This window comes from Thalassospira sp. GB04J01 (assembly GCF_000751115.1).
In the GTDB taxonomy this organism is placed as follows: domain Bacteria; phylum Pseudomonadota; class Alphaproteobacteria; order Rhodospirillales; family Thalassospiraceae; genus Thalassospira; species Thalassospira lucentensis.
Genome location: NZ_CCDX020000004.1, coordinates 71,220 through 95,013, shown reverse-complemented (window position 1 = coordinate 95,013; position 23,794 = coordinate 71,220). Strand labels below are relative to the sequence as shown.

The window sequence follows — 23,794 nt, the reverse complement described above, 5'->3', positions numbered from 1 at the left end:
AAATGTGCGGGGCCTTTGTATTTCAGGGCATAAACACGTTGTCGCCAATCGTGTTACCCAATCGTCCTGCCGCCGTTTGCCCAAATGAAATCAACAGCTTCTTGCGCCGTGCTGCTGAAAGTTTCTGTTCTTCGGGCATGCGAAGGATCGCTGCTTCAAACCGGTCGGCGACAATTAGTCCCACACTCTCGGGGATCAGTTCCTTGGGAAAATCCATCGGCACGGCAAAAAACAACCTGTCGCAATACTCGACATAGCTTTCCCATTTCTGATCGGTTTTAAAATCCGCGACCGATGATTTGACTTCAACCGCCCAAAGTTCCCCCTTGGCCCCAAGCGCCAACACATCCAGCCGCCGCCCATTGCCCAACCGAAGCTCGGTCAGGCACGACATCTGATGGTGATACAAAAGCCGACAGACACCATCTGTGACTTCGGCTGTAATTTTGGGACGGGTTTGCGTGTTCATTGGATCAGGATACAAAAACAAAAGCCCGCTCGAAAGCGGGCTTTGAATTCAGGTTGCAGTCTGCTGACACAAGGTGTCAGCTCATGCCAAGCGCGCGCTTGTACACTTCAAGAATCTGTTCCTGCTCGCTGCGCTCATGATCTTCGATTTTACGCAGGCGAATAATCTGACGCAGGATTTTCACGTCATAGCCAAGTGCTTTGGCTTCGCCGTAAACTTCCTTGATATCAGCCATAAGGTTGGCTTTTTCTTCTTCAAGACGTTCAATACGCTCAACATAACTCGCAAGCTGATCAGCTGCGATACCACCGACTTCGGTCATTCATTCTTCTCCGATGATGGGCTGCACAGCGGATACCCGGTGCGCGAAAACTTTTAATGCGGCGCGACGATACTCAATGCGTTGCGCGCTGACAAGGGGCGTTAGACGACCGATTGCGATCCCGGCACTGTCTGTTCAATCAAGTGATCCGCCACCGCGACAAGCGCATCACGCGGGCTGATCCCCTTTTCAATCGCAGCGTCAAAGACCTCGCGCTGGCGACGCGCACTTGTGCCACGTTGCACGATCACGCGCGCATGTTCGATTTCCGCAACACAGCCAAAAAATTCCGCATCCGGGCGGATCAGTTCAAGGATTTCCTCGACCAGATCGACATACGGCACAATTTCAGCCCGGCCAAAATCAATCAATCCGGTTTTCTCGCCGGGATCACTGCCATAACGGCATGCCCGCCAACGGTTTTCACGCACCAGCATGTGCGAATAAATCCGCCACCGCTGATTATTACGCCGCAATCGATACAGCATCCGCATCAGGCATCGCGTAATTGACGCAACACACACCGCATCTTCAAGATCGGTACAAACATCGGCAATCCGCATCTCAAGTGTCGGCCACCGGTCCGATGGGCGCAAGTCCCACCAAAGCTTGGTACCGTCCTCAATCACACCGGCCTGGATCAGCATATCAACATGGCGGCGATATTCCGCCCACGACCCAAACACTTCGGGCAGTCCCGTACGTGGCAGGTTATCAAACACCGAAAGCCGGAAGGTCTGAAGCCCGGTATCACGGCCCCGCCAGAACGGTGAACTGGTGGTCAGCGCCAGAAGATGCGGCAAAAAGTAACTGGCCTGCGCCATCAATTCGATCCGAAGGTCATCATCCTCAATTCCGACATGCACATGCATGCCACAGATCAGCAATCGGTCAACAACCGTGCGCAAATCACGCGCGATGGTGCTGTAGCGTTCGCCTTCGGTGTGTTTCTGGCTGTCCCATTGGGCAAATGGGTGGGTCGATGCCGCCAGCAATGCCATATCATATTTGCTGGCAATTTCGGCCAGAGTTGACCGCATATGGATCAGTTGTTCGCGCGCGTCCTTTGCACTGTTGCAAACCTTGGTACCGGTTTCGACCTGGCAGCGCATAAACTCGCTGGAAACCTGATCACCCAGCTTTGCCTTGGCATCCTTTAAAAAGTCCGCTGGCGGATCATTTGCAAGATCGCGGCTTTGGCGATCAACAAGCCAGAATTCCTCTTCGATACCAATCGAAAACCCCGGTTCTTGCGTCTGGAACGCCGCCAAATCAGTCTCTCCTGATCTTATAAAGGTTCGGATCGGCAAGAATATCGACAAACGCGTCGCCAAGAATTTTTGCCCATTTGTCGCATCCTTCATCAGTATCAATCAGATCCTGACGGATTTCAATCGACACACAGGGCAAACCACCGGCTTCACCATGATGATCAATGGTATAATCGGCCATTTGCTGCCCGGAATAGGGTTCATTGTCACCGATGGTCAGACCCGGATTCTGTTCGCGCAGCTTGGCCAGTAGCGGAACTGGAATACGATCATCCTGATCCCAAAGAATGCCAAGCTCCCAAGGGCGTTCAAACTCTTGAAACACCGGTGTGAAACTGTGGATTGCGATCAAAGCTGGAACAATTTTATGGGCGTGGAAATTGGCAATCTGTTCTTCAATCGCCCAATGATACGGCAGGAAAATCTCGCGGATCCGTTTCATATGTTCTGTGGGTGACACGTTTTTGTTGCCCGGCACCACGGTCTGATCAGCAATTTCAGGCATCCCGGTCGGATCCCAAAGTTGGCGATTACAATCAATCACCAACCGCGAATATCCCCCCAGAACAGCCGGGCAATCAAACCGGCCGATCAGAATTTCGGTTACTTTTCGTGCCCCGATGTCCCATCCGATATGACGTTTGCGTTCCTCTTCCGGCAAGCCAAGCGTACCAAGACTTTGTGGAATTTCACGCGATGCATGGTCGCAGACAAAAAGCGAATGTCCTTTTCCGTTTGCGTTCAAAATTTCAAACGGGGCTGGATCATCTTGGCCCAAAAGAGGCCCTGCATGGTGACGCACGCGTATTCTCCTGAAAGTCAGTAACGGAACAGCAAACCGGGACATCGTCAAACATGCCTGTCATGGGGCAGGCATGTTGTGTCGGTTTGCACCTGTTGAAGTATCAATTTATCGACGCTCAGACAAGCTCATGCAAGCCGATCTGTCATGACGACCAAGGGTCATTATCAATGAGCCTTGGCACAACAATGCGTCTTGAGCGTATCGTGCTTTGCGTCCGCCCTAAACATCCCCTAAAGTGGTATGACCATTTATAAAAATACGATAAGATTTCGTGACAGCATCGGCTGATAAATCGCGACTGGAGAAACCTCAAAATGCCGTCTGCCAAAATGCCCCCGGCCCCGGACGATCAGGAAACGAAACGCCCCAAACGGATTGCCGATCAGGTCGCAGACCAGCTGCTTGAAAAGATTTCAGACGGTATTTTCCTGCCCGGTGACCGGCTTCCGGGTGAACGCCAACTGGCTGAAACCATGAAAGTCAGTCGCGTTTCGGTGCGTGCGGCCCTGCAAAAGCTGAAAACCCGTGGCTATCTGCGCGCGGTTCAAGGCGGCGGCACGGAAATCCTGTCATCGACCGGGATCGACATGGATACCGCCATGACCGATCTTGTGCGCGATTCCATCAGCAACCTGCGTGATCTGCAAGAAATACGCTGCACGCTGGAAACATGGGCGGCTAGGCGGGCTGCGGTCAATGCCAGTGACGAAGACATCAAGTTGCTGCGTATAGCCTACCGCCAGGCCCATGATCCGCGCCGTGCGCCCAAATACCGTGCCGATGACGATCATCGTTTGCATATGATGATCGGTCGGGCCACAGGGTCGATCATTTATTATCACGTGATGAAAATGCTGCACGATGTGTTGCAGGCTGCCTTGATGGAAATCCGGTTTAACAATCTGACAGGTCCCTCGTTTGACCGGATGGTGCAGGAACATCATCATGACATCATCGAAGCCATTGCCGCACGCGATCCTGATGCAGCGGAAAAGGCGATGTCAAATCATCTGCAAGCGGTCCTTGATTTCTTTAAAACAGCATCAGACAAACAATCGACCTGACAATATTCAAACCGCCGCCCAAAGACGGTCAGACCAAAACTCCACTCAGGGAACCAAACCATGACAACCGCGCGCGAAAAACTTTTGGCCATGATGGACGCTGCGTTAAAGGCAGCCGATCCAGCCGTTCAAATCCCATTGAACATGCCTGCAAAGCCAAAAGGCAAAACCATTGTCATTGGGGCCGGCAAGGCATCGGCCAATATGGCCCGCGCGTTTGAAAAGGCGTGGGAGGGCCCGCTTGAGGGATTGGTTGTCACCCGCTATGGACACGCGGTTGCCTGCGAGAAAATCGAAATTGTTGAGGCATCCCACCCGGTCCCCGATGCGGCGGGTCAAAAGGCCGCCGAACGCATACTTGAGATTGTCAAAAAAGCTGGCCCAGATGATCTGGTGGTCTGCATGATTTCAGGTGGCGGGTCGGCCCTGCTGGCCCTGCCCGGTCCGGGCTTGACACTCGAAGACAAACAATCGATCAGCAAGGCACTTTTGCGCAGTGGTGCGACCATTTCAGAAATGAACTGCGTGCGCAAACATCTGTCCGCGATCAAGGGCGGCAGACTAGCACAGGCATCCGCCCCGGCGCGCATGGTGACATATCTTGTGTCTGATGTTCCCGGTGATGATCCGGCGATCATTGCATCGGGCCCAACGGTTGCCGACCCGACAACGGGTAAGGATGCGCTTGATATCCTGCGCCATTATCAGATCGATATTCCAACGGCTGCCAAGGATCTTCTGACTAATAGCACCCATGAAACTGTCAAGCCCGGTGATGCCTGCTTTGACGGGCATGAAACCGTGATGCTGGCCCGCCCGCAAGACAGTCTTGAGGCCGCCGCCAAGATCGCCCGCGAATTGGGCCTCAACCCGGTCATCCTTGGGGACGCCATCGAAGGCGAAGCCCGTGAAGTCGCCATCATGCATGCGGGCATTGCCCATCAGGTCGCCAACCACGGCCAACCAGCCGCCAAGCCCTGTGTTCTGCTTTCGGGTGGGGAGACCACGGTCACCGTGCGCGGCAAAGGTGGACGCGGCGGACGCAACAGTGAGTTTTTGCTATCCCTGCTTATTCAGTTTCGCGATCAAGCTGGCCTTAGCGCGCTTGCGATTGATACCGATGGTATTGACGGCAGCGAAGACAACGCCGGTGCGATCATTGATCCGACAAGCTGGCAGAAGGGCCAAGATGCCGGAATTGATCTACGCGAATATCTGGCCAACAACGACGCCTATAGCGCCTTTGCCAAGATTGACGACCTGCTGGTCACCGGCCCGACCCTGACCAATGTGAATGATTTCCGCGCTATTTTGATTGAGTAACCACCGCGACCAATAGAACGATCAAATCCCCGGCTTTGGCATCCATGGCCGAAGCCAACCCAGCCCGTCTTCGGTCTTGCCATGTGGCTTGTATTCGCAGCCGATCCAGCCGTCATACCCGATCCGATCCAATAGATACAACAGGAACGGGTAATTCAGTTCCCCACTGTCGGGTTCATGACGGCCCGGCGCGCCAGCCACCTGCACATGACGGGTGATTTCAAAATACTGGTCAAGACGGGCGGCGATGTTCCCGCCGACAATTTGTGCGTGATAGATATCAAACTGCAATGCCAGACGTGGATGGTCGAGCTGTTTGAGAATAACTGCCGCCTGCTCCACCGAATTAAGCAAATAGCCCGGCATATCCATCGGATTGATCGGTTCGATCAGGATGTCAACACCGGCCTGATCGGCCAGATCGGCGGCATAGAGCAGGTTGTCGCAATAAAGCCGGGCAATTTCACCGGCATCTTCGTCCTTGCCCATGACACCGGCCATGCAATGAAGCATCTTGCAATTGGTCGCAGCCGCATAATCAAGCCCCTTGACCACAGAGTCACGAAATTCATCTTCACGGCCCGGTCGGCACGCCAGCCCACGATCCCCGGCATCCCAGTCGCCAAGTGGCATATTAAATAAAACCTGTTCAAGGCCATTATCGGTCAGAAGCGATTTTGCCGTTGCCATCGGCACATCATAAGCCCCGATATATTCCACGCCGACAAATCCCGCCGCCGCCGCCGCCGCAAATCGCTTCTCAAACGGCAGATCAGCAAACAAGAACGACAGATTGGCAGCGAAACGTGGCATAGCGCACCTTTAATGGCTTTATATATCAAGACTGTATCGTTTCGCATGCGACCCTTTAGGTCAATCATCAATCGCCTGCGGGGTTTGAATGTTCTCGTGATCTGGCAATTTCGCCCGCAATCCAGGTTCCAAACACCTCGACTTCGGCCCGATGATCGCCACGTCCGGTATGCACCAGATTGTAAGTATGACCTTCGATCACCGGCCCAAACGGCTGCACGAGCAGCCCGCTGTCTAGTTCGGCGCGTGCCAGTTCACGGCTGGCCAGAACCACGCCCTGACCGGCGATGGCGGCCTGAATGGCATGGGCATCATCGGAAAATGTAAATCCCCCCGAAAGCTTCAAGCCACCGATCCCTGCTGCCAAGGCCCAGCGTTCCCATGTCGGAGTCTGATCATCGGGTCTTAGCCAATCGAGATGCAAAAGCGCACAGTCCTTCAGGTCTTCGGGATGTTTCAGACCCAGCATCGGACTGCAAAGTGGCACGAAACGTTCTTGAAACATGGTTTGCGCCACAAGTCCGCGGTACGGCCCGGCACCATAACGGATTGCAGCATCGACAACCCCGCTTGCCAGATCAGCCACCTCGGGCGAGGTATGCAAGCGCAAATGAATATCAGGATGTTCGGCCTGAAAGCGCGGAAGTCGCGGCAACAGCCATTTGGCAGCAAAAGACGGCAAAACCGACACCGTCAGACTACTGGTCGTCGTGCGCTGCCCAACACGATCAATCGCCAAGGCAAAGGATGCAAACCCATCACGCAGAACAGGAAAAAGCTCATGCCCCGCCGGGGTCAAAACAACCTGCCTTGGCTTGCGATCAAACAGACGAATGCCAAGCGTTTCCTCAAGCAGACGTATCTGATGACTGATTGCTGTTGGCGTTACGGCAATTTCAGCAGCAGCCTTTTTAAAACTCTGATGACGGGCGGCAGCCTCAAAGGCGCGCAGTGCTGCAAGCGGTGGCAACGACATATAGGTGAACCTAATTCATCCATGAACTGAGGAATTCGATTTTGCCGAAACATCCAAAACAAGGCAAGTCTTGGTCATCGAACAAAAAAACGGATGAACAAGTATCATCCTTAGGAGGATATCATGACCACAATCTTGCACATCGACAGCAGCGCCCGCCCCGGCCGGTCCGACCAAAAGCAACACGGTTCCCACAGCCGCCGCCTGAGTGCCAAATTCATCGAACTGTGGCGCACCCAACGCCCCGATGATGAAATTATTTACCGCGATGTTGGCGCATCCCCGCCCAAACCCGTCACCGGTGATTGGGTCCATGCGGCATTCACCAAACCCGAACAACGCGAAGACTGGATGCATGATGCCTTGGCCCAAAGCGACACACTGGTCGATGAACTGCTGCGTGCCGACGTTATTGTTGCCGGTGTTCCAATGTATAATTTCGGCATGCCCGCCCAGATGAAGGCCTGGCTTGATAACATCGTCCGGGTGGGTCGTACCTTTGGGTTTGACCGGACGCGCGACGGTGTTCCTTATTGGCCAATGGTAACGGGCAATAAATCCATCGTTGCCCTGTCATCGCGCGGTGATTACGGCTATGGCCCGGATGGCCGGATTGCGCACCTGAACTTTGTCGAAGGTGCTCTTTTCACCCCGCTTGAATATATCGGGATCACCGATCAATACGGCACGGCCATCGAGTATGACGAGTTTGCCGATGACCGGACCCGTCAATCCATCGCCGATGCCGAGGGCGAGGTTGCCAACATCGTTGATCGTTTGATCGCAAAACACAGAACAGAGAACGCCGCCTGATGTTTGCGACCAAACACAATCATTCAGGTTTCCTTTTGCGGCGGCGGCACAACCGCCGTCGCATTTTCCCTGTCCTGCCCGGTAATCAGGCGCGCACCTTTTTTACGAAACAGGTAACTCCACATCCATTGCACCATGACAAGTGCCGGGGCGCGCAACCCGATCAGAAAATAAATATGCGCCAGCCCCCAGAACCACCAGGCCAGCCATCCTCTTAGCTTGATGCCATTAAGGTCCATAACAGCGCGATGTCGGCCAATCGTCGCAAGGTTGCCTGCGTGACTGTATTTAAACGGCGATGTTTGCCGCCCGTTCATCAGATCAAGAATACGCTGCCCGACGTATTTTCCCTGTTGCTTGGCCGCCGGTGCAATGCCCGGCACGGTTAAACCATCGCGCCACGCAACATGGGCAGCATCCCCGATGACAAAAACATGTGAATGGCCCGGAACCGAAAGGTCCCCCTCAACCATGATCCGCCCGCCACGATCTGCAGGTTTTTGCGTCCAGTCTTGCAAATCAGGAACCTGGACCCCGGCCCCCCAGATGACATTGGCACTGGGAATAAATTCATCGCCGATTTTCGCACCTTGCGAGGTAATCTCGGTGACAGCCTGCCCAACGCGCACTTCAACCCCAATGCTTTCAAGCGACTTTTGCGTATAGTCAGACAAATCTTCGGGGAATGCAGCCAGCAACCTTGGCCCACCTTCGGCAAGAATGATGCGCGCGTCACGCGGATCAATTCGGCGAAAATCATCAGACAGTGTCTTTTTGGCAAGTTCGGCAATTGCCCCGGCCATTTCGACACCGGTCGGACCACCACCGACAACGATAAAATTCAAAAGTCGGCGTTTTTGATCCTCATCCTGACTGTTTTCCGCCCGCTCAAACGCCATCAAAAGGCTTTTGCGGATGTTGGTCGCCTCGGTAATATTCTTCAAACCCGGTGCCACCGACGCCCAGTCATCATTGCCGAAATAGGACGTTACCGCCCCGGTCGCCAAGACAAGGCAATCATATTCCAGAACATGTTCTCCGGAAAGAACACGCTGGTTTGGCAAATCAATCCCGGTAACTTCACCCATGAAAACGGAAACATTTGGCGATTTACTGAACATGCTGCGGATCGGCCAGGCAATTTCAGCCGGCGACAAATCCGCCGTTGCCACCTGATACAGCAACGGTTGAAACAGGTGATGATTGCGTTTGTCGATCAGAATGACGTCGACATCTTTACCAGCAAGTTTTTTGGCCGCACTCATGCCACCAAATCCGGCCCCAACGATAACGACGCGCTTTCGATCCGACATACTGAGGTTTCCTTTTGCTGCGTAAGGCATGAAAGCCAACCCAGTGGTTAGCTAGGAGCAAACCAATCAAATCGCAAGCAAACCAGTGTGATCAGCACCACAAGCCACTGCCGCAAAAGGATAAGGCCGCCTGAACTTCGCATGAAACCATATGCGTCACCTGTCAGTCGTACGAGGATCCAACAGGCGGCACTGAAAGACCTTTTAAGCCACCGCGCACATAAGATTTCATTCCCCTAACCAGGGCATCGAACACCATCCGGCAGCGCAATGTATCGCGCAGGCCTTCATGCATGGTTATCCAAGTGTCCAGTCCGACCGAAAACTCTGGAATCAAACGTACACAATCGCCACTTCGTGCAGCCAGATGCGACTGGCAAAGAGCAACACCGAAACCCGCCCGCATCATCGCCAACTGCGCGGTATTGCTATCAACACGCATGTCAAATTCCACATTACCAAGGTGCTGATTTCTTTCAATAATTGATCGAATATCAGCTGTCTTGGTGTCAAAACCGATCAGATCAAGTTTGATAAGCTCCGACCAGTCAATTTTATCATGACAATCCGCCCAGCCAGATTGCGCAAGATATCCCCTCGTCGCATAAAACCCGATCTCAACGGTCCCGGTCTTCTGCGCGATGAGGGCATCCTGATTTGGTGCAACCATACGCACCGCAATATCGGCATCGCGTCGCAGCAAATTTTCCACCCGGTTTGACAACACAAGCTCAAATTCAAGATCAGGAAATGAATTGCGAATACCCGTCAGGATGGGCGGCAAGACCTCTATGCCGACCACCTCAGCTGCGGTGATGCGCACAGTACCTTGAACGGCACCTCTCTCGGCACTTGCGGCACGTTGAAGTGCCTTTGCCGTTGATCTTAGTGCTTCTGCGTGTGGACGTAACCCAATGGCGGTATCTGTTGGCACCAAACCAGATTGCGACCGGGTGAAAAGCACAATCCCCAACTGCTCTTGCAATTCATCAATGTGTCGTCCAACCGTCGGCTGTGTTAAGCCGAGCGCGCGTGCCGCCGCCGAAAGAGACCCATGCTCTAACACCGCAAGAAACGTCCGATAAAGGTCCCAGTTGGGTTCATGCATTACCATACATTTATGTATATCATAAATGCCAGTTTATAGAATACCGTTTTACCGACATGACCAGTACCCTTTGTCCATCCCACTTAACGGAGGACAAAATCATGACCCGAACTTCAAACCGTATCGCCCTTGTCATTGGTGCCAATGGTGGCATCGGATCGGCCATTACCACCGCACTTCATGACCATGGATGGAAGGTCCGTGCACTGGTGCGAACGCCCCCCAAGGCTGATCAATCCAATGCAGATGATATTGACTGGCGCGTCGGCAATGCCATGTGCCGCGATGACGTGTTAAATGCAAGCCGAGGTGTTGATGTCATCATTCATGCCGTTAATCCGCCGGGCTACCGCAATTGGTCCAAGTTGGTTTTGCCCATGCTTGACAACACGATTGCGGCCGCCATCGTAAACAAGGCACGCATTGTCCTGCCCGGAACGGTTTACAATTTCAATGAAGACCAACTTTCCAATCTGACCGAAACCAGCCCGCAGCTCCCGAACACCCGCAAAGGCGCTATTCGGGTCGAAATGGAACGGCGGATGCGCCGAGCTGTTCATTCAGGCGCAACAGGATTGATTGTTCGCGCAGGTGATTTTTTTGGACCGGGCGCAAACAACAACTGGTTTTCCCAATGTCTGGTCAAGGCCGGTCAACCTGTTCGTGAAATCACCTATCCGGGCAACGCGGGCGTGGGCCATCAATGGGCGTATTTGCCCGACGTCGCCGAAACGATTGTCCGGCTTCTTGATCAATCCGATGTCTTAGGATCCTTCGTGCAATTTCACCTGCAAGGACATTGGGACAACGACGGGACACAAATGATCGCTGCGATCAAACGCGCGGTTGGAAATCCCGATATTCCAGTCAAATCCCTTCCATGGACGATGATTGGCCTGCTGCGCCCATTTGTTCCGTTCTTCCGCGAAGCCTGGGAAATTCGTTACCTTTGGCGCAACCCGGCCCGCATGCACAATGATCGTTTGCGTGCACTGTTTGGTAACGAACCCCATACGTCGCTTGATGTCGCCGTTCATCGGACACTTGATGCCTTGGGCTGTCTGGCACTGCAAGACCATCAAGAGCACAATACGCGACCCGATCAGACGGTCGCGACATCACCCCATCTTCGAATGGTCGGATGAAAGTGACCTGATGCCGGTCACTTTCCAAATATCACCACGCAAGAGAAGACACTTCCGGCCGAGCAGGTTATAACAACACATCCTTTTGACTTAAGATTGAGGTCCCCACATGAACAACGCCTTTTCGCTTCATCCCCAACTTGCTGCTGATACGACCTTGGTCACAGATGGCCCGCTATCACATGTTTTGTTGATGAATGATGCGCGTTATCCTTGGCTCATTCTTGTTCCTAAACGTCCTGATCTTGTTGATTATGATGATCTCAGCCCGGAAGATCGCAAAACGCTGGGCGACGAAGCCGCCACCGTTTCAGCCGCTCTAAAAAGCCGGTTTGATGCCCATAAAACCAATGTCGCTATGCTGGGTAATATGGTGCCACAACTCCACTGCCATGTGGTTGCCCGCTTTAAGGATGATGCCGCCTGGCCTGGCCCGATCTGGGGTGTTGGACAATCAAAACCCTATGAAGAAGACGAAGGCCGCGAACGATTGGCCACCCTTAGGGCCGATCTGATTTCGGCGTTCAAGCACCTCTGATAAAGTGCTGCGATATCCACGCGGCGAAGCACCATCTCGCCCTATCAAAAGGCGCTGCCCCATGCCTGTTATCGAGCGTGATACGATTTTTGTCCTGAAACCCGATTTTGAAGACCCGGCATGGCCCGGACAGCGATTTTATTGCTGGCACTGCACGCTGATCGAGGGTGTTCTGGCGTCTTTTCCCGATCTGTGCGGCGACCTTGATGTTCATCGCATTGCGTGGCCGCGTCCGCGCGCGGAAATTGTCGACCTTCTGGGGGAAGACCACCAATCTCTTCCGGTGATGATCCTGAAGTCGGGTGATGCGTCTGATCTGCAAACCGGCGTTGCCAATGGCCATGCTTTTATTGATGACAAAGACACCATCTTGCAGGCCTTGAGCGAACGGCACGGTTTTCCAGTTCCCCATCCTTGACGCACATCAAGGCGCGCGTCATTGGAATGATGCAAAAGACGGACAGAACGCACCAACCGGGATGTCCGTTATGCAGCTTGCCCTTTATGAAAAATACGACCTGCGCCTGCCGCGCTACACCAGCTATCCAACGGCACCGCATTTTCATGACGCCATAAACGGTAAAGTGTTTGCAAACTGGCTTGGCGAGTTAAATCCGCTTCAGCCGCTGTCGCTATATCTGCATGTCCCCTATTGTGAGGAAATGTGCTGGTTCTGCGGCTGCAACACCAAAATCACCAAGCATTACAAACCCGTTGGCACCTACGTCGCGGCCCTTCTGACCGAGATCAAAAACACGCTGGGCAAGCTTGATCCGACACACAGGTTCACGGTCTCGCACATTCATTTTGGCGGCGGCAGCCCGACCATCCTTAAGGCCGATGATCTTCGGACCATCATGGGTGCTATCCGCAAAAAGGTTGATATCCTACCCACGGCCGAAGTCGCTATTGAAATGGACCCGCGCACGGCAAATGATGATTTAATGGATGCCATGATCGAATGCGGTTTTAACCGCGCAAGCATTGGCATTCAGGATTTCAACGCCGACGTCCAGCGTGCGGTTAACCGCGTCCAAAGTTATGATCTGGTCCGTGACGTCATTTCCGGATTGCGCCATCGCGGCCTTCGCGGCATCAACGTCGATCTGATGTATGGCCTGCCCAATCAAACCGTTCAATCCATCCGCCAGACCGTCGATCAGACCGCCACACTCTGCCCGGATCGTCTGTCGGTATTTGGCTATGCCCACGTACCATGGATGAAAAAGCACCAAAACCTGATCCCGACCGAAACCCTACCAGATACGCAGGAACGCTGGGCACAGTATGAAGAAATCCAGAACAGGCTGGCCTATCACCGCTATGTCGCAATCGGTCTGGACCATTTCGCCCATCAGGCCGACCCGATGGCAACCGCACTTTACAAAGGCAAACTGCACCGTAATTTCCAAGGATATACCACTGACCGTGCCGAGGCCCTGATCGGGTTTGGTCCGTCGGCCATTTCGTCCCTGCCGCAAGGCTATGCTCAGAATGATCCGGCACTGGCCCGCTGGCAGCGCGCGGTTGAGGGCGGCGAGTGTGCGGTTGAAAAAGGCGTTGCCGTTTCAAACGAAGACCGCCTGCGCCGTGACATCATCAACGATCTGATGTGTAATCTGTCAGTGGATGTCGCAAAAATCTGTAGCGCACACGGCACATCCGCCGACAGATTTGCACCAGAACTCAATCGCATTCGTGCAATGACCAATGATTGCATCGTGGAAGTTAACAGTACACACATTAAACTGACCAATACGGGACGCCCGCTGGTCCGTGCGGTCTGTGCCGTGTTTGATACCTATCTCAATCATGCCCATAGCAGGCATTCACAAGCGGTCTGAGTTTTCCACTCATAAGCATTGCAAAAGGGGCCATCTGGCCTCTTTCTTTTTGCATTTTGACCTATGCTCGACAATCAGGCTGATTTGCGCAAACTCAGGATCACGATCCCGCTGATCACGACAAGGCCACCTGCCATCTGGATCGGGCTGATCATTTGACCAAGAACCACCCAGGCAAACAGCAATGTCGCAATCGGCTCCATATTCATCACCGGCGCGTTGCGCGCCATATCAAGACGCGGCACAGTGATGAACAACACCGAAAACGCCCCGCCATAGAGCAAAACCAAGGCCGCCAATCCGAACCAGCCCGGGCTTGCATCAGGCAACGCCATGCCACCGGGTAAAACATCGCCAAGACCAGCAATGATCATGGAAATGAAAACAACGACCATGGTGAACATTGACCGAACAGACCCGTTCAAGGCCGCAAGTTTATGATCGGTCACCCAAAACGCCACGGACAAGGCGGTCGCCGCCGTCAGAGCAAAGGCAATCCCCTGCCACCAGGTTTCACCGACCGAAACGTCACCATCGAGTTTACCGGGCACATCAAGTGCCAAGACCAGCCCCGACAGAATAAACAGCATCAGCGCAGTTGATTTCAGTGTTGGCCGCGCGCCCCCTAAACCCCACGTCAGAAGGGCCAGAATGATAGGGAAACTGTTGGCCGTCAGCAACGCCAGTGCAACAGGAATGCGCGCAACCGCCGAATATAGGCACAGACTTTGAATCGTGATCATCAAACCCAAAAGAAGCTGCCAGCGCACCGAACTTTTCGGCAGACGAATGGAATGGCGTTGTCCAACAACAATTGCGATCAGGATCAGTAACGCCACCCCGGACCGGCACAAGACTGCCAACAGCAACCCCGTCCCGTTTTCAAAGGCAAGACGCGCGGCAACGTGGTTGGCGGCAAAACAGCACGCCACAGTCGCCAACAGCAGGATCGCCGTTTTGCGTGGGAAAAGATCAGGTGCAGTCATCACACCATTGGTCGCAGACATCGGGACAAAACCTGTTTTGTGGGGCACGTGAACAAACAACGCCAAAACGGCAATTAAAACAAGCCTTTCTGGCACCCGCCCCATCTGGTGCACCAGATGGGGCGGGATGAAAAACGATCATGTGGCCTGCAGAACCGAACTAGCGCGACGATCCAGCGCACCACTAATCCGTGTCAACCCGACTGCAAAGGTAACAAGAATGGCCGCCACCCACGGCGTTGCCGACAAGCCAAGCGACGATGAAACCACCAGCCCGCCAACCCATGCACCGATGGCAATGCCAAGATTGAACGCCGCAATGTTTAGCGCCGATGCCACATCAACCCCGCCCGGACGATGCAATTTTGCCAATTGCACAACATAAACCTGAAGCCCCGGCACACTGGCAAATTGCAAGAAACCAAGGGCCGCCAAAGTCACCAAAGCCAGAACCGGCGAGACGGCGGTAAAGGTAAAGACAACCAATGTTGCCGCTTGCAACGCAAACAGCACGCTTAAGGCACGCACCGGATTGCGGTCTGCAATACGACCCCCCGTAAGGTTCCCCACCGCAATCGCCAGTCCGTAAAACACCAGTATCATACTGACCGATGCCTCGCTAAATCCGGTAATGTCCTGCAAAACCGCGGACAGATAAGTAAAGGTCACAAACGTCCCGCCATAGCCAAACGCCGTCATGCCAAACACCAGCAACAAACGACCACTGCCCAAAACACGCACCTGATCAAGCAAACGTGCAGGTTCCGCACGGGTCAGGTTGGATGGCAACAAAACGGCAATCGCGGCAAAGGAAATCACGCCAAGCGATGCAACCCCCCAGAACGTCGCACGCCAGCCAAACAACTGACCGATGAATGTGCCCAATGGCACGCCGGTGACAATCGCAACCGTTAACCCCATGAACATCATGGCAATTGCCGATGCACGTCGGTTTTCCGGCACCAGATCGGCGGCAATCGTCGCGCCGATTGAGAAAAACACACCATGGGCAAAGGCCGAAACAACCCGCGCCACCAACAGCATTTCATAAGTCGGGCTGAGTGCGGCGGCACAATTGCCCAAAACAAACACCCCCATCAGACCAAGCATCAGGGTTTTGCGCGGCAACCGTCCGGTAAGTGCGGTTAAAACAGGGGCGCCAAACGTCACGCCAAGGGCATAAACACTGACGATCAGTCCGGCCATTGGTAGTGTAATGGAAAGATCATTTGCCACGGTCGGCAACAAACCAACAACGACAAACTCCGTTGTCCCGATTGCATAGGCCGCAATCGTCAACGCAAATAAAGCAAGCGGCATTTTCATTCTCCGGCCCGCGCGCACTACGCTACGGGCTTAAAAAAGTGATGGGGCATTCGGCCCCGTCCATTGCCGCCCAATATGACGATGGAATGGTTGCGCGATAATCGGGAATGCGCGACAAATGCCTTTGAATTGAATTCAAAGATGGAGGATCAGTTGGATAATCGCGCAGGGGAAATGGAAGCCTTCATCCGGGTGGCTGAACTCAAAAGCTTTTCCGAAGCCGGGCGCAAACTGCATCTGTCGCCATCCGCCGTCAGTAAGCTTGTCACCCGCATCGAAGACCGATTGTCGACCCGCTTGATCGTGCGGTCCACCCGGGGTCTGCAACTCACGCCAGAAGGCGACATGTATCTGGTGCGGGCGCGCCGTGTTCTTGATGAAATTGACGATGCCGAACGTGCGGTTGCCAGTGGCGGCAAGGCCGCACCAAGTGGCCGTTTGCGCGTCAATGCGTCGATTGCCTTCGGGCTGATGTATGTGCAGCCACTGATCCCGGCCTTTCTGGAACGCTATCCAAACGTCGAACTGGATTTTTCACTGACCGACGGAATTATTGATTTGCTCGAAGAACGGGCCGATATCGCCATCCGGTCAGGGGCACTGCCCGACTCATCGCTTAAGGCCCGCAAACTGATCGAAAGCCACCGCATGGTCGTGGCATCCCCCGACTATATTGCCAAGCACGGTTTGCCACATCATCCCGACGACCTTGTGAACCATAATTGTCTGCGGTTTAACTTCCCCCTGCCCTTGAATGAATGGGCATTTCGCAGCCCCGAAACAGGCGACAGGCTCAAGCGCACCATATCGGGGAATTTCATGTGCGATAACGGCCCGACAATGCGGCGCATGTGCCTTTCCGGGCTTGGCTTGGCCAGACTGGGGCGTTTCCACATTCAGGCTGATATTAAGGCCGGGAATTTGGTCGAAATCCTGTCAGACTGGACGCCACAGGACGAACAACTCATTCATGCGATGTTTGCCGGCCACGAACATCTTGCCACGCGCATCCGCGCCTTTATCGACTTTCTGGTCGATCACATCGACCCGATGGGAAACAGCCTGCGCCAACCCGATTAACGGATCAGGATACCGGCGCACTTAGCAATTCAAGACACCGCTGGGCAACCGCGCGTGCGGGCTGCAACGATGGATGTTTGAACGGAACGAGTTCGGTACTATCAAGCAACGGTCGGGCATATTGCCCGTCATATAACGCCTGATGCAGCCGTTGATGCCGTATCGCCGCCAGTCCTTGCGGCGCATAGATATAAACGCCCCCCGGTGCTGCCGCAGCTTCGCAACACATCGAAACCGAATCACCCGTTACGATCAAGACATCGGCCAGTGCGAGATACCCGAAATACGGATTTTCTGCATCCGATGTCCAGTCATGCAAATGATACGAAATCCCCGACTGCGCCAACCGGTCGGCAATCAGTTGTTCGTTTTCGCGCCCGGTGCGTCGGCTTGTCGTCACCAGAAGACTACCGTCAACAGCCTTCGCCGCATCAATTGCGTGCGAGATCAGATCATCGGCCATGTCTACGGTAAACGTCGTTTTCTTTGAACTGCCGCCAACAATCACGGCAAACTGGGGACCGGGCAAACCTTTGAAATGGCTGCGCCAATTATCGGCTTCGATCAAAAGACGCGTTTCCGTGATCCGATGCGGCGCACCGGGGATTTCCAAAACGTTTTCACGCGCAGGCATCTGGTCATGGGCCGGAACGGCAATCAGATCGAAGTCCTTTTCCCCACTGTCCGGGCGCATGATCTGACAAATTCGGGTGTGACCGCGGCTTTGCTTTTTGATCCAGCGGGCAACAGGGGCCGTTCGGCGCCCGGCCGCAATGACAAGATCGGGCCAAGGTGTGGTCAAACGCGCACGCGTTCCATCATCGACACCAAGCAAACTCGCACCACGCAGGATGTTGGGCAGCCGGGCCAGCTTGGTATATTCGATATCAACCCGCTTGAATGGCTGTGCCAGCGCTTCGGCAACGCCGATTGCCTGATTGATGTTTCCGGCCCGATCATCGGCCAGAACCCAAATCAGGTGTGTGTCTTGTTCGCTCATTCAAGGGGAACTTTCTTGATACGGTAAACGGCTTTTTGATCTTGGCGCATGCCAAACCTGCTTTCAAACCGTGCCGACTGGCATAGTCGCGTCCTTGATAGGTACAATCTGATCAAGCGATTATCAAGCGTCAGGCCGAACTTGTGAAATTTCATCTGGGAATTGAAATGAATTTGTAATTTAATCCCCTGGAAACACCTATCCTTAAGTGGTGGATGATCGTAAAAATGAATGGGTGGAAATGCTAAGAACATCAGTCTCGGTCAAACGCACATCGCGTGCTGTTCTTTGCATATTGCTACTGTTGCTGCCTGTAACGGTTTGGACTGTGACAGAGTTCTGGCGCGAAACCCGCCTTGTCGATATCGCGCAGGATGGCCGCAACAAACTGGAACTATATCGCTCCAACCTTCAAGGCGCGATCAAGGAACACGAATATCTGCCGATCACGTTGGCTTCTGATAACCGCATCCTCAACCTTGCCACCTTTGCCGATCCCGCCAATGCCGCACAGGTAAATGTCTATTTGGAAAAACTTGCTGCCGACAGTGGCGCATCCGACATTTATTTCATGGATCGTGATGGCACGACCATTGCGGCCAGCAACTGGAACAGTGACGCGTCCTTTATCGGGCGGAATTTCTCCTTCCGGCCCTATTTTCAGCAAGCACGCCGTGGCGAAACCGGCCATTACTTTGCCTTTGGTATCACATCGAACGTTCCGGGCTACTATATTTCCCATCCGGTGCGCTCCGATGGTGTAACGTTTGACGGGGCGATGGTTGTTAAAACCCACCTTGATACATTGCTGCAACGCTGGACCAAGGGTGGAGAAAGCGTGCTTGTCACGGATGAAAACGGCGTCGTCATCATATCTGCCCGTCCGGAATGGCGCTTTCGCACCCTCGAAGACCTGCCCGCCAAAAATCGCCCGCGCATCATTGCATCGCGTAAATATGGTGATTCTCCACTTGACCTGATGCCTCTGACCGACGGGCAATGGCCCAAGGGTGATGAGCTTTCTGTTCTGACGTTGTCGACCATTTCCAAAGACCTGTCTGACCTGCCACCGACGGAGCGTGCGGAAAAAGCAGAACCATCGTCAACAAAGACCAACCTAGGCAAGACGACATATCTCGCGACCAGCAGCTCCCTTCCCAAGCAAGGATGGCGGATGTTTCTTTTGACCGACAAGTCGGTTCTGGATCGCTCAACCCTTAGTGCCGGATTGATGGCCGGGGCCGCCCACGTCATCTTTGCCGGGCTGGTTTTCATCATCTTGCAGCGCCGTCGCACGATGCTTGAACAACTTGAAATCCGTGACTGGTCACAACGCGAACTTGAACGTCAGGTCCGCCTTCGCACCGCCGACCTTATGAGCACCAACTTGCGTCTGGCACAGGAAATCAATGAACGGTCACGTACCGAAGACGCCCTGCGATCCGCCCAAACCGAATTGGTCCAGACCAGCAAACTGGCCGCCCTTGGCCAGATGTCGGCGGGCATCGCCCATGAAATCAATCAACCGCTGACTGCCATTCGCAGTTATGCCGAAAATGCGCTTAAATTCATATCACGCGGCAACAGCGACACCGCCAACCGAAACCTGCAACGCATTTCCGAACTGACCGACCGCATGGGCCGGATCACAAGCAACCTTAAAACCTTTGCCCGCCGTCCCGAACAGGACAATCAGCCGGTTGATGTCCATGAACAAATGCAAAAGGCCATTGACCTGATACTTGAAACCGGTCGCACCGGCGCATCAAACATCGTGCTCAGCTACGCCCCGGACTTAAAACCCGTCATTGCAGAACCAAACCAGCTCATTCAGGTCTTTACCAACATCCTCAATAATGCCGCTGATGCCTGCCCGAGTGATGAAGACGCAAAAATCGAAGTCCACATCACCAAGGGCGACGACCGCCTGCTGGTCAGCATCAAGGACAATGGGCACGGCATCCTGCCCGAAAATCTGCCCAAACTGTTTGATCCGTTCTTCACCACCAAGCCATTCGGCGACGGGTTGGGGCTGGGGTTGTCGATCTGCTATGGCATCATCCGAAGCTTTGGCGGCACCATTCGTGCGAAAAACCGCCCAAATGGCGGCGCATCCTTTATCATCGAACTTCGTTACGATGCGGTCACCGCCGACAGTGGCGATAACTGGCACTCGACGCAAAACGCTTCGACTGATAAACAGATCGAAACTCCGCATCAATCGGAGAGTTCATAACAGATCACGCATTGGATATGCCTTGGCCGCGTGATCTTTGAAACGGATCGAAGGAAAGCCAGTGCAAACCACCGCCCATTGCGTTCTGTTTGTTGATGATGATGCCGATGTGCGAGAAGCCGCACAGCAAACACTCGAACTGGCAGATATCCGGGTTGAGGTCTTTGCCGATGCGCTATCCGCCCTTGCCCGCCTGCGCAAAGGCTGGTCGGGGGTTGTCGTTTCTGACATCCGCATGCCGAAAATGGACGGTCTGGAGTTTTTGACCGAAGCCCGCAAAATTGACGGCGAAATGCCCATTGTCATGATCACCGGACATGGTGACATCGCAACCGCTGTCCGCGCCATGCATGACGGGGCGTTTGATTTCATTGAAAAACCGTTTGATCCCGATCTTTTTATCGACATCACCAAACGCGCCATCAGCCACCGGCAACTGGTGCTGGAAAACAGAACACTTAAGGTCGAACTGGCCCGCCACAGCAAAAATGTATCGGGCTTCATCGGCCAAAACCCGGCGATGGAAAAACTGCGCACCCTGATTGGCAATGTCGCATCGACCAATGCCCATGTGCTGATCAATGGTGAAACCGGGTCTGGCAAGGAAGTCATCGCACGCAACCTGCATGAAATGTCGGGGCGCAGCGGTCCGTTCGTTGCCGTGAATTGCGGGGCAATGCCCGAACAACTCATTGAATCTGAACTGTTTGGCCACGAGGCCGGGGCTTTTACCGGGGCGGATCACAAACGCATCGGAAAATTCGAATTTGCCGACAAGGGCACCATGTTTCTTGATGAAATCGAAAGCATGCCGCTCGCCCTTCAGATCAAGCTTTTGCGGGTTTTACAGGAACGCGCCCTTGAACGGTTGGGATCAAACCGCGTCCAGCCGATTGATCTGCGCGTCGTTGCCGCCACCAAAATTGATCTGCGCGATGCCGCCTCACGCGGGGAGTTTCGCGAAGACCTCTATTACCGCCTGAACGTCGTGCAACTTCATATCCCGCCGCTTCGCGATCGTAAGGACGACATTCCATTGTTGTTTGAACATTTTGCCCGCGATGCCGCCCACCGATTTGACCGACCGACAAAACCGATCACCCCGGCCGAACAGGCAACATTTAACGCCCATGACTGGCCGGGAAATGTGCGGGAACTGCGCAATGCCGCTGAACGCCGGGTACTGGGACTTGATCCACTGGCCAATGGCAAGGACGACAGCAACACAGAAATTGCATCCCTGCCCCAACAGGTCGATGCCTTTGAAAAAGGTGTGATTTGCGAAGCCCTGCGTGAACATGGCGGCAATGTCACTGCAACGGTCATGACCCTGGGCCTGCCGCGCAAGACGTTCTATGACAAGCTGACCAAATACGGCATTACCCCCGCTGATTTCAGAAAACCCCGCAGCTCCACCGATGCAGAACCCGCCCGATAAGGCGGGTTTTTGTTTATCCCAGTCCATCCACATCATCGCAGAAATACGCACACATCATCTCCCCACTTGCATGTGTGGATTTTCACACATTCGTGAAATTTGATGTGCGAAATCCCTAACAAAAACAGTCACTTATGCTGCATCGCACACTTGCATCAATGCCCCTAACTGATTGTTTTCATGTAGTTTATAGGCACCCGTAAAAACTGGCCCGCGCCTTGCTGATAAGAGGCCAGCGCCGCACGGCGTTTCAAAACGACGCCGACAAAAGGCGCGCTACCGGGAAAACGCACAAAACTTATAGGGAGACATTTTGATGCGTCTTATCAGCAAGAAAATCCTCGCAGCCAGTGTTGCAACGGCCGCAATCCTTGGCATGAACGGCATGGCATCCGCACAGGAAGTCATCAAGTTTGCCCATGTGGTCGCGCCGAACACCCCCAAAGGCAAGGGTGCGGAATTCTTTAAAAAACGCGCCGAGGAACTCCTTGGCGACAAAGTTAAAATTGAAATTTACCCGAACTCGCAGCTGTTTGATGACAGCAAGGTTCTTGCCGCCATCCTGCGTGGCGATGTCCAGTTCGGCGCGCCGTCGCTGGCGAAATTTGGCAAATGGACCAAAAAGCTTCAGGTCTATGACCTTCCGTTCCTGTTTAAAGACATGGATGCTGTTTCCTGCTTCCAGAACGGTGAAAAAGGTCAGGAACTTCTGGGCGCCATGTCCGACAAGGGTTTGACCGGTGTTGGCTATTGGCACAACGGCCTTAAACAGCTTTCGGCCAACAAGCCGCTCAACAATCCTGCCGATGCCGAAGGCCTGAAATTCCGTATTCAATCGTCTGACGTAATCGCTGCACAGTTCGAAGCCGTCGATGCGGTGCCACAGAAAATGGCATTCTCGGAAACCTATTCCGCCCTGCAAACGGGTGTTGTTGATGGTCAGGAAAACACCTGGTCGAACATCTATTCGAAGAAATTCTTCGAAGTTCAGGATTACATCACCGAATCCAACCATGGTCTTCTGGACTACATGGTCGTCACCTCAACCAAATGGTGGGACGGTCTGGACCCGGAAATCCGTGATGGTCTGACCCAGGCCATGAACGAAGCATCCGACTATGCCAACAGCCTGTCGGCTGAACTGACCGCCGAACAGCGTCAGGCCGTCATTGATTCGGGTGAAACCGAAGTTCAGCAACTGTCCGGTGACGATTTCTCCGCATGGCAGAATGCTGTCAAACCGGTTTGGGCGGAATTCTCCGACGACATCGGTCAGGACATCATCGACGCAGCTGCGGCGTGTAACTGATCCGTTCTTCTTTCCCTACATTTGGAAAAGGGCCGTTTCTGATGATTTCAGCGGTCGTTACCCGGCTGGAGGAGGGCTTAATTGCCCTCCTGCTCGCCGCCATGACGTCACTTACCTTTGTAAATGTCGTCATGCGCTACGTGTTTAATTCCGGCCTGACATGGGCTCTGGAAATCACCGAATTCCTGTTTGCCTGGCTGATCCTGTTTGGCATGTCCTATGGGGTAAAGGTTGGATCGCATATTGGGGTGGATGCGCTTGTGCGCCTGTTCCCCCAAAGGATCCAGCGCGTCATTGGACTTATCGTTGTTGGCGCAGGCCTCCTTTATTCAAGCTGGCTGATCATTGGCGGGTGGGAACTCGTCAGTTTCAACCACATGCTTGAAATGGAGGCCGAAGACAGCCCGGTCATGCTGTGGTTCGTCTATCTGATCATGCCGGTTGGGGCCGCCCTTTTGGCCTTCCGTCTGGCGCAGGTTGGCTGGCGGATCATTACCGGCAAGCAGGTTGGTTTCAATCTGGCTGACGAAGCCCGCGAAGCGATTGATCAGATTGCCCCGAACGGCAGTGACGATGATCAAAATGCTTCTGCCACGCCTAAATCATAAGTCAGGC

General features: G+C 53.9%; 23 protein-coding genes. 12 read left to right on the top strand and 11 right to left on the bottom strand.

All coding sequences use genetic code 11. The features are described 5' to 3' along the window. Positions 1 to 22 precede the first annotated feature (22 nt). The 4 genes from AMM48_RS00790 to AMM48_RS00775 all read right to left on the bottom strand — a co-directional run bounded on the left by AMM48_RS00790 (position 23) and on the right by AMM48_RS00775 (position 2,864). A complete protein-coding gene (locus AMM48_RS00790) occupies positions 23 to 469 on the bottom strand; it encodes an MmcB family DNA repair protein (protein WP_102782540.1) in 447 nt (148 codons plus the stop codon). 76 nt (positions 470 to 545) lie between these two features. Next, positions 546 to 791, bottom strand: coding sequence for a DUF2312 domain-containing protein (locus AMM48_RS00785; protein ID WP_022733469.1), 246 nt, complete (start codon positions 789 to 791; stop codon positions 546 to 548). 101 nt (positions 792 to 892) lie between these two features. Then, a complete protein-coding gene (locus AMM48_RS00780) occupies positions 893 to 2,062 on the bottom strand; it encodes a carboxylate-amine ligase (protein WP_244271068.1) in 1,170 nt (389 codons plus the stop codon). A 1-nt stretch (position 2,063) separates the two neighbouring features. After that, positions 2,064 to 2,864, bottom strand: coding sequence for an N-formylglutamate amidohydrolase (locus AMM48_RS00775; RefSeq protein WP_102782538.1), 801 nt, complete (start codon positions 2,862 to 2,864; stop codon positions 2,064 to 2,066). Between the two features lie 317 nt (positions 2,865 to 3,181). Here AMM48_RS00775 and AMM48_RS00770 point away from each other — a divergent pair, with 317 nt between their 5' ends. Then, a complete protein-coding gene (locus tag AMM48_RS00770) occupies positions 3,182 to 3,931 on the top strand; it encodes a FadR/GntR family transcriptional regulator (protein ID WP_102782537.1) in 750 nt (249 codons plus the stop codon). 60 nt (positions 3,932 to 3,991) lie between these two features. Beyond that, positions 3,992 to 5,254, top strand: a complete 1,263-nt coding sequence (locus AMM48_RS00765; protein ID WP_102782536.1) for a glycerate kinase — start codon at positions 3,992 to 3,994, stop codon at positions 5,252 to 5,254. Between the two features lie 21 nt (positions 5,255 to 5,275). Here AMM48_RS00765 and otnI read toward each other — a convergent pair whose 3' ends face one another. Both otnI and gcvA read right to left on the bottom strand, forming a co-directional pair. Beyond that, positions 5,276 to 6,067: a 2-oxo-tetronate isomerase gene (gene otnI, locus AMM48_RS00760; RefSeq protein WP_102782535.1), complete on the bottom strand. Its 792-nt coding sequence runs from the start codon at positions 6,065 to 6,067 to the stop codon at positions 5,276 to 5,278. A 67-nt stretch (positions 6,068 to 6,134) separates the two neighbouring features. Beyond that, positions 6,135 to 7,043: a transcriptional regulator GcvA gene (gene gcvA, locus AMM48_RS00755; protein WP_102782534.1), complete on the bottom strand. Its 909-nt coding sequence runs from the start codon at positions 7,041 to 7,043 to the stop codon at positions 6,135 to 6,137. A 123-nt stretch (positions 7,044 to 7,166) separates the two neighbouring features. On the opposite strand from gcvA, the gene AMM48_RS00750 reads away from it, so the two are divergent. Further along, positions 7,167 to 7,856 carry an NAD(P)H-dependent oxidoreductase gene (locus AMM48_RS00750; RefSeq protein WP_102782533.1) on the top strand — a complete coding sequence of 230 codons (690 nt, stop codon included), beginning with the start codon at positions 7,167 to 7,169 and terminating at the stop codon, positions 7,854 to 7,856. A 23-nt stretch (positions 7,857 to 7,879) separates the two neighbouring features. On the opposite strand, the gene AMM48_RS00745 is transcribed toward AMM48_RS00750, so the two are convergent. Beyond that, on the bottom strand, positions 7,880 to 9,169 hold the full coding sequence (locus tag AMM48_RS00745; protein ID WP_102782532.1) for an NAD(P)/FAD-dependent oxidoreductase: 1,290 nt from the start codon (positions 9,167 to 9,169) through the stop codon (positions 7,880 to 7,882). Positions 9,170 to 9,332: 163 nt separating this feature from the next. Further along, a complete protein-coding gene (locus AMM48_RS00740; RefSeq protein WP_244271067.1) occupies positions 9,333 to 10,277 on the bottom strand; it encodes a LysR family transcriptional regulator in 945 nt (314 codons plus the stop codon). 101 nt (positions 10,278 to 10,378) lie between these two features. Between AMM48_RS00740 and AMM48_RS00735 the strand changes: the two genes are divergently transcribed. From AMM48_RS00735 to hemN, 4 genes are all read left to right on the top strand, one after another. Next, complete coding sequence (locus AMM48_RS00735; RefSeq protein WP_102782530.1) at positions 10,379 to 11,422, top strand: NAD-dependent epimerase/dehydratase family protein; 1,044 nt, start codon at positions 10,379 to 10,381, stop codon at positions 11,420 to 11,422. A 109-nt stretch (positions 11,423 to 11,531) separates the two neighbouring features. Next, positions 11,532 to 11,960 carry an HIT family protein gene (locus AMM48_RS00730; protein ID WP_102782529.1) on the top strand — a complete coding sequence of 143 codons (429 nt, stop codon included), beginning with the start codon at positions 11,532 to 11,534 and terminating at the stop codon, positions 11,958 to 11,960. A 61-nt stretch (positions 11,961 to 12,021) separates the two neighbouring features. Next, positions 12,022 to 12,378, top strand: a complete 357-nt coding sequence (locus AMM48_RS00725) for a DUF3088 domain-containing protein (protein ID WP_102782528.1) — start codon at positions 12,022 to 12,024, stop codon at positions 12,376 to 12,378. A 70-nt stretch (positions 12,379 to 12,448) separates the two neighbouring features. Further along, the gene (gene hemN, locus AMM48_RS00720) at positions 12,449 to 13,804 is read left to right on the top strand and encodes an oxygen-independent coproporphyrinogen III oxidase (protein WP_102782527.1); all 1,356 of its coding nucleotides are present in this window, start codon (positions 12,449 to 12,451) and stop codon (positions 13,802 to 13,804) included. Positions 13,805 to 13,878: 74 nt separating this feature from the next. Here the strand turns inward: hemN and AMM48_RS00715 are convergent, their stop codons facing one another. Then, positions 13,879 to 14,811, bottom strand: a complete 933-nt coding sequence (locus tag AMM48_RS00715) for a DMT family transporter (RefSeq protein ID WP_102782650.1) — start codon at positions 14,809 to 14,811, stop codon at positions 13,879 to 13,881. Between the two features lie 117 nt (positions 14,812 to 14,928). After that, a complete protein-coding gene (locus AMM48_RS00710; RefSeq protein ID WP_102782526.1) occupies positions 14,929 to 16,110 on the bottom strand; it encodes an MFS transporter in 1,182 nt (393 codons plus the stop codon). Positions 16,111 to 16,269: 159 nt separating this feature from the next. On the opposite strand from AMM48_RS00710, the gene AMM48_RS00705 reads away from it, so the two are divergent. Further along, positions 16,270 to 17,196, top strand: coding sequence for a LysR family transcriptional regulator (locus AMM48_RS00705; RefSeq protein ID WP_181951535.1), 927 nt, complete (start codon positions 16,270 to 16,272; stop codon positions 17,194 to 17,196). 4 nt (positions 17,197 to 17,200) lie between these two features. Here AMM48_RS00705 and AMM48_RS00700 read toward each other — a convergent pair whose 3' ends face one another. Continuing rightward, positions 17,201 to 18,196, bottom strand: coding sequence for a mitochondrial fission ELM1 family protein (locus AMM48_RS00700; protein ID WP_102782524.1), 996 nt, complete (start codon positions 18,194 to 18,196; stop codon positions 17,201 to 17,203). Between the two features lie 241 nt (positions 18,197 to 18,437). On the opposite strand from AMM48_RS00700, the gene AMM48_RS00695 reads away from it, so the two are divergent. From AMM48_RS00695 to AMM48_RS00680, 4 genes are all read left to right on the top strand, one after another. Next, positions 18,438 to 20,432 (top strand): ATP-binding protein, encoded by a 1,995-nt coding sequence (locus AMM48_RS00695; protein WP_102782649.1) that lies wholly within the window; start codon positions 18,438 to 18,440, stop codon positions 20,430 to 20,432. A gap of 61 nt (positions 20,433 to 20,493) precedes the next feature. After that, the gene (locus AMM48_RS00690; RefSeq protein WP_102782523.1) at positions 20,494 to 21,870 is read left to right on the top strand and encodes a sigma-54 dependent transcriptional regulator; all 1,377 of its coding nucleotides are present in this window, start codon (positions 20,494 to 20,496) and stop codon (positions 21,868 to 21,870) included. Positions 21,871 to 22,186: 316 nt separating this feature from the next. Then, positions 22,187 to 23,179 carry a TRAP transporter substrate-binding protein gene (locus AMM48_RS00685; protein ID WP_102782522.1) on the top strand — a complete coding sequence of 331 codons (993 nt, stop codon included), beginning with the start codon at positions 22,187 to 22,189 and terminating at the stop codon, positions 23,177 to 23,179. A 41-nt stretch (positions 23,180 to 23,220) separates the two neighbouring features. After that, entirely contained in the window at positions 23,221 to 23,787 is a 567-nt protein-coding gene (locus AMM48_RS00680; RefSeq protein WP_102782521.1) for a TRAP transporter small permease, read from the top strand. The last annotated feature ends 7 nt before the right edge of the window (positions 23,788 to 23,794 follow it).

Coding starts and splice junctions, on each gene's coding strand:
- AMM48_RS00735 (WP_102782530.1), top strand. CDS start 10,379: ATGACCCGAACTTCAAACCGTATCGCCCTTGTCATTGGTGCCAATGGT.
- otnI (WP_102782535.1), bottom strand. CDS start 6,067: ATGCCACGTTTCGCTGCCAATCTGTCGTTCTTGTTTGCTGATCTGCCG.
- AMM48_RS00770 (WP_102782537.1), top strand. CDS start 3,182: ATGCCGTCTGCCAAAATGCCCCCGGCCCCGGACGATCAGGAAACGAAA.
- AMM48_RS00740 (WP_244271067.1), bottom strand. CDS start 10,277: ATGCATGAACCCAACTGGGACCTTTATCGGACGTTTCTTGCGGTGTTA.
- AMM48_RS00680 (WP_102782521.1), top strand. CDS start 23,221: ATGATTTCAGCGGTCGTTACCCGGCTGGAGGAGGGCTTAATTGCCCTC.
- hemN (WP_102782527.1), top strand. CDS start 12,449: ATGCAGCTTGCCCTTTATGAAAAATACGACCTGCGCCTGCCGCGCTAC.
- AMM48_RS00725 (WP_102782528.1), top strand. CDS start 12,022: ATGCCTGTTATCGAGCGTGATACGATTTTTGTCCTGAAACCCGATTTT.
- AMM48_RS00710 (WP_102782526.1), bottom strand. CDS start 16,110: ATGCCGCTTGCTTTATTTGCGTTGACGATTGCGGCCTATGCAATCGGG.
- AMM48_RS00785 (WP_022733469.1), bottom strand. CDS start 791: ATGACCGAAGTCGGTGGTATCGCAGCTGATCAGCTTGCGAGTTATGTT.
- AMM48_RS00715 (WP_102782650.1), bottom strand. CDS start 14,811: ATGTCTGCGACCAATGGTGTGATGACTGCACCTGATCTTTTCCCACGC.
- AMM48_RS00700 (WP_102782524.1), bottom strand. CDS start 18,196: ATGAGCGAACAAGACACACACCTGATTTGGGTTCTGGCCGATGATCGG.
- AMM48_RS00695 (WP_102782649.1), top strand. CDS start 18,438: ATGCTAAGAACATCAGTCTCGGTCAAACGCACATCGCGTGCTGTTCTT.
- AMM48_RS00685 (WP_102782522.1), top strand. CDS start 22,187: ATGCGTCTTATCAGCAAGAAAATCCTCGCAGCCAGTGTTGCAACGGCC.
- AMM48_RS00790 (WP_102782540.1), bottom strand. CDS start 469: ATGAACACGCAAACCCGTCCCAAAATTACAGCCGAAGTCACAGATGGT.
- gcvA (WP_102782534.1), bottom strand. CDS start 7,043: ATGTCGTTGCCACCGCTTGCAGCACTGCGCGCCTTTGAGGCTGCCGCC.
- AMM48_RS00750 (WP_102782533.1), top strand. CDS start 7,167: ATGACCACAATCTTGCACATCGACAGCAGCGCCCGCCCCGGCCGGTCC.
- AMM48_RS00730 (WP_102782529.1), top strand. CDS start 11,532: ATGAACAACGCCTTTTCGCTTCATCCCCAACTTGCTGCTGATACGACC.
- AMM48_RS00745 (WP_102782532.1), bottom strand. CDS start 9,169: ATGTCGGATCGAAAGCGCGTCGTTATCGTTGGGGCCGGATTTGGTGGC.
- AMM48_RS00765 (WP_102782536.1), top strand. CDS start 3,992: ATGACAACCGCGCGCGAAAAACTTTTGGCCATGATGGACGCTGCGTTA.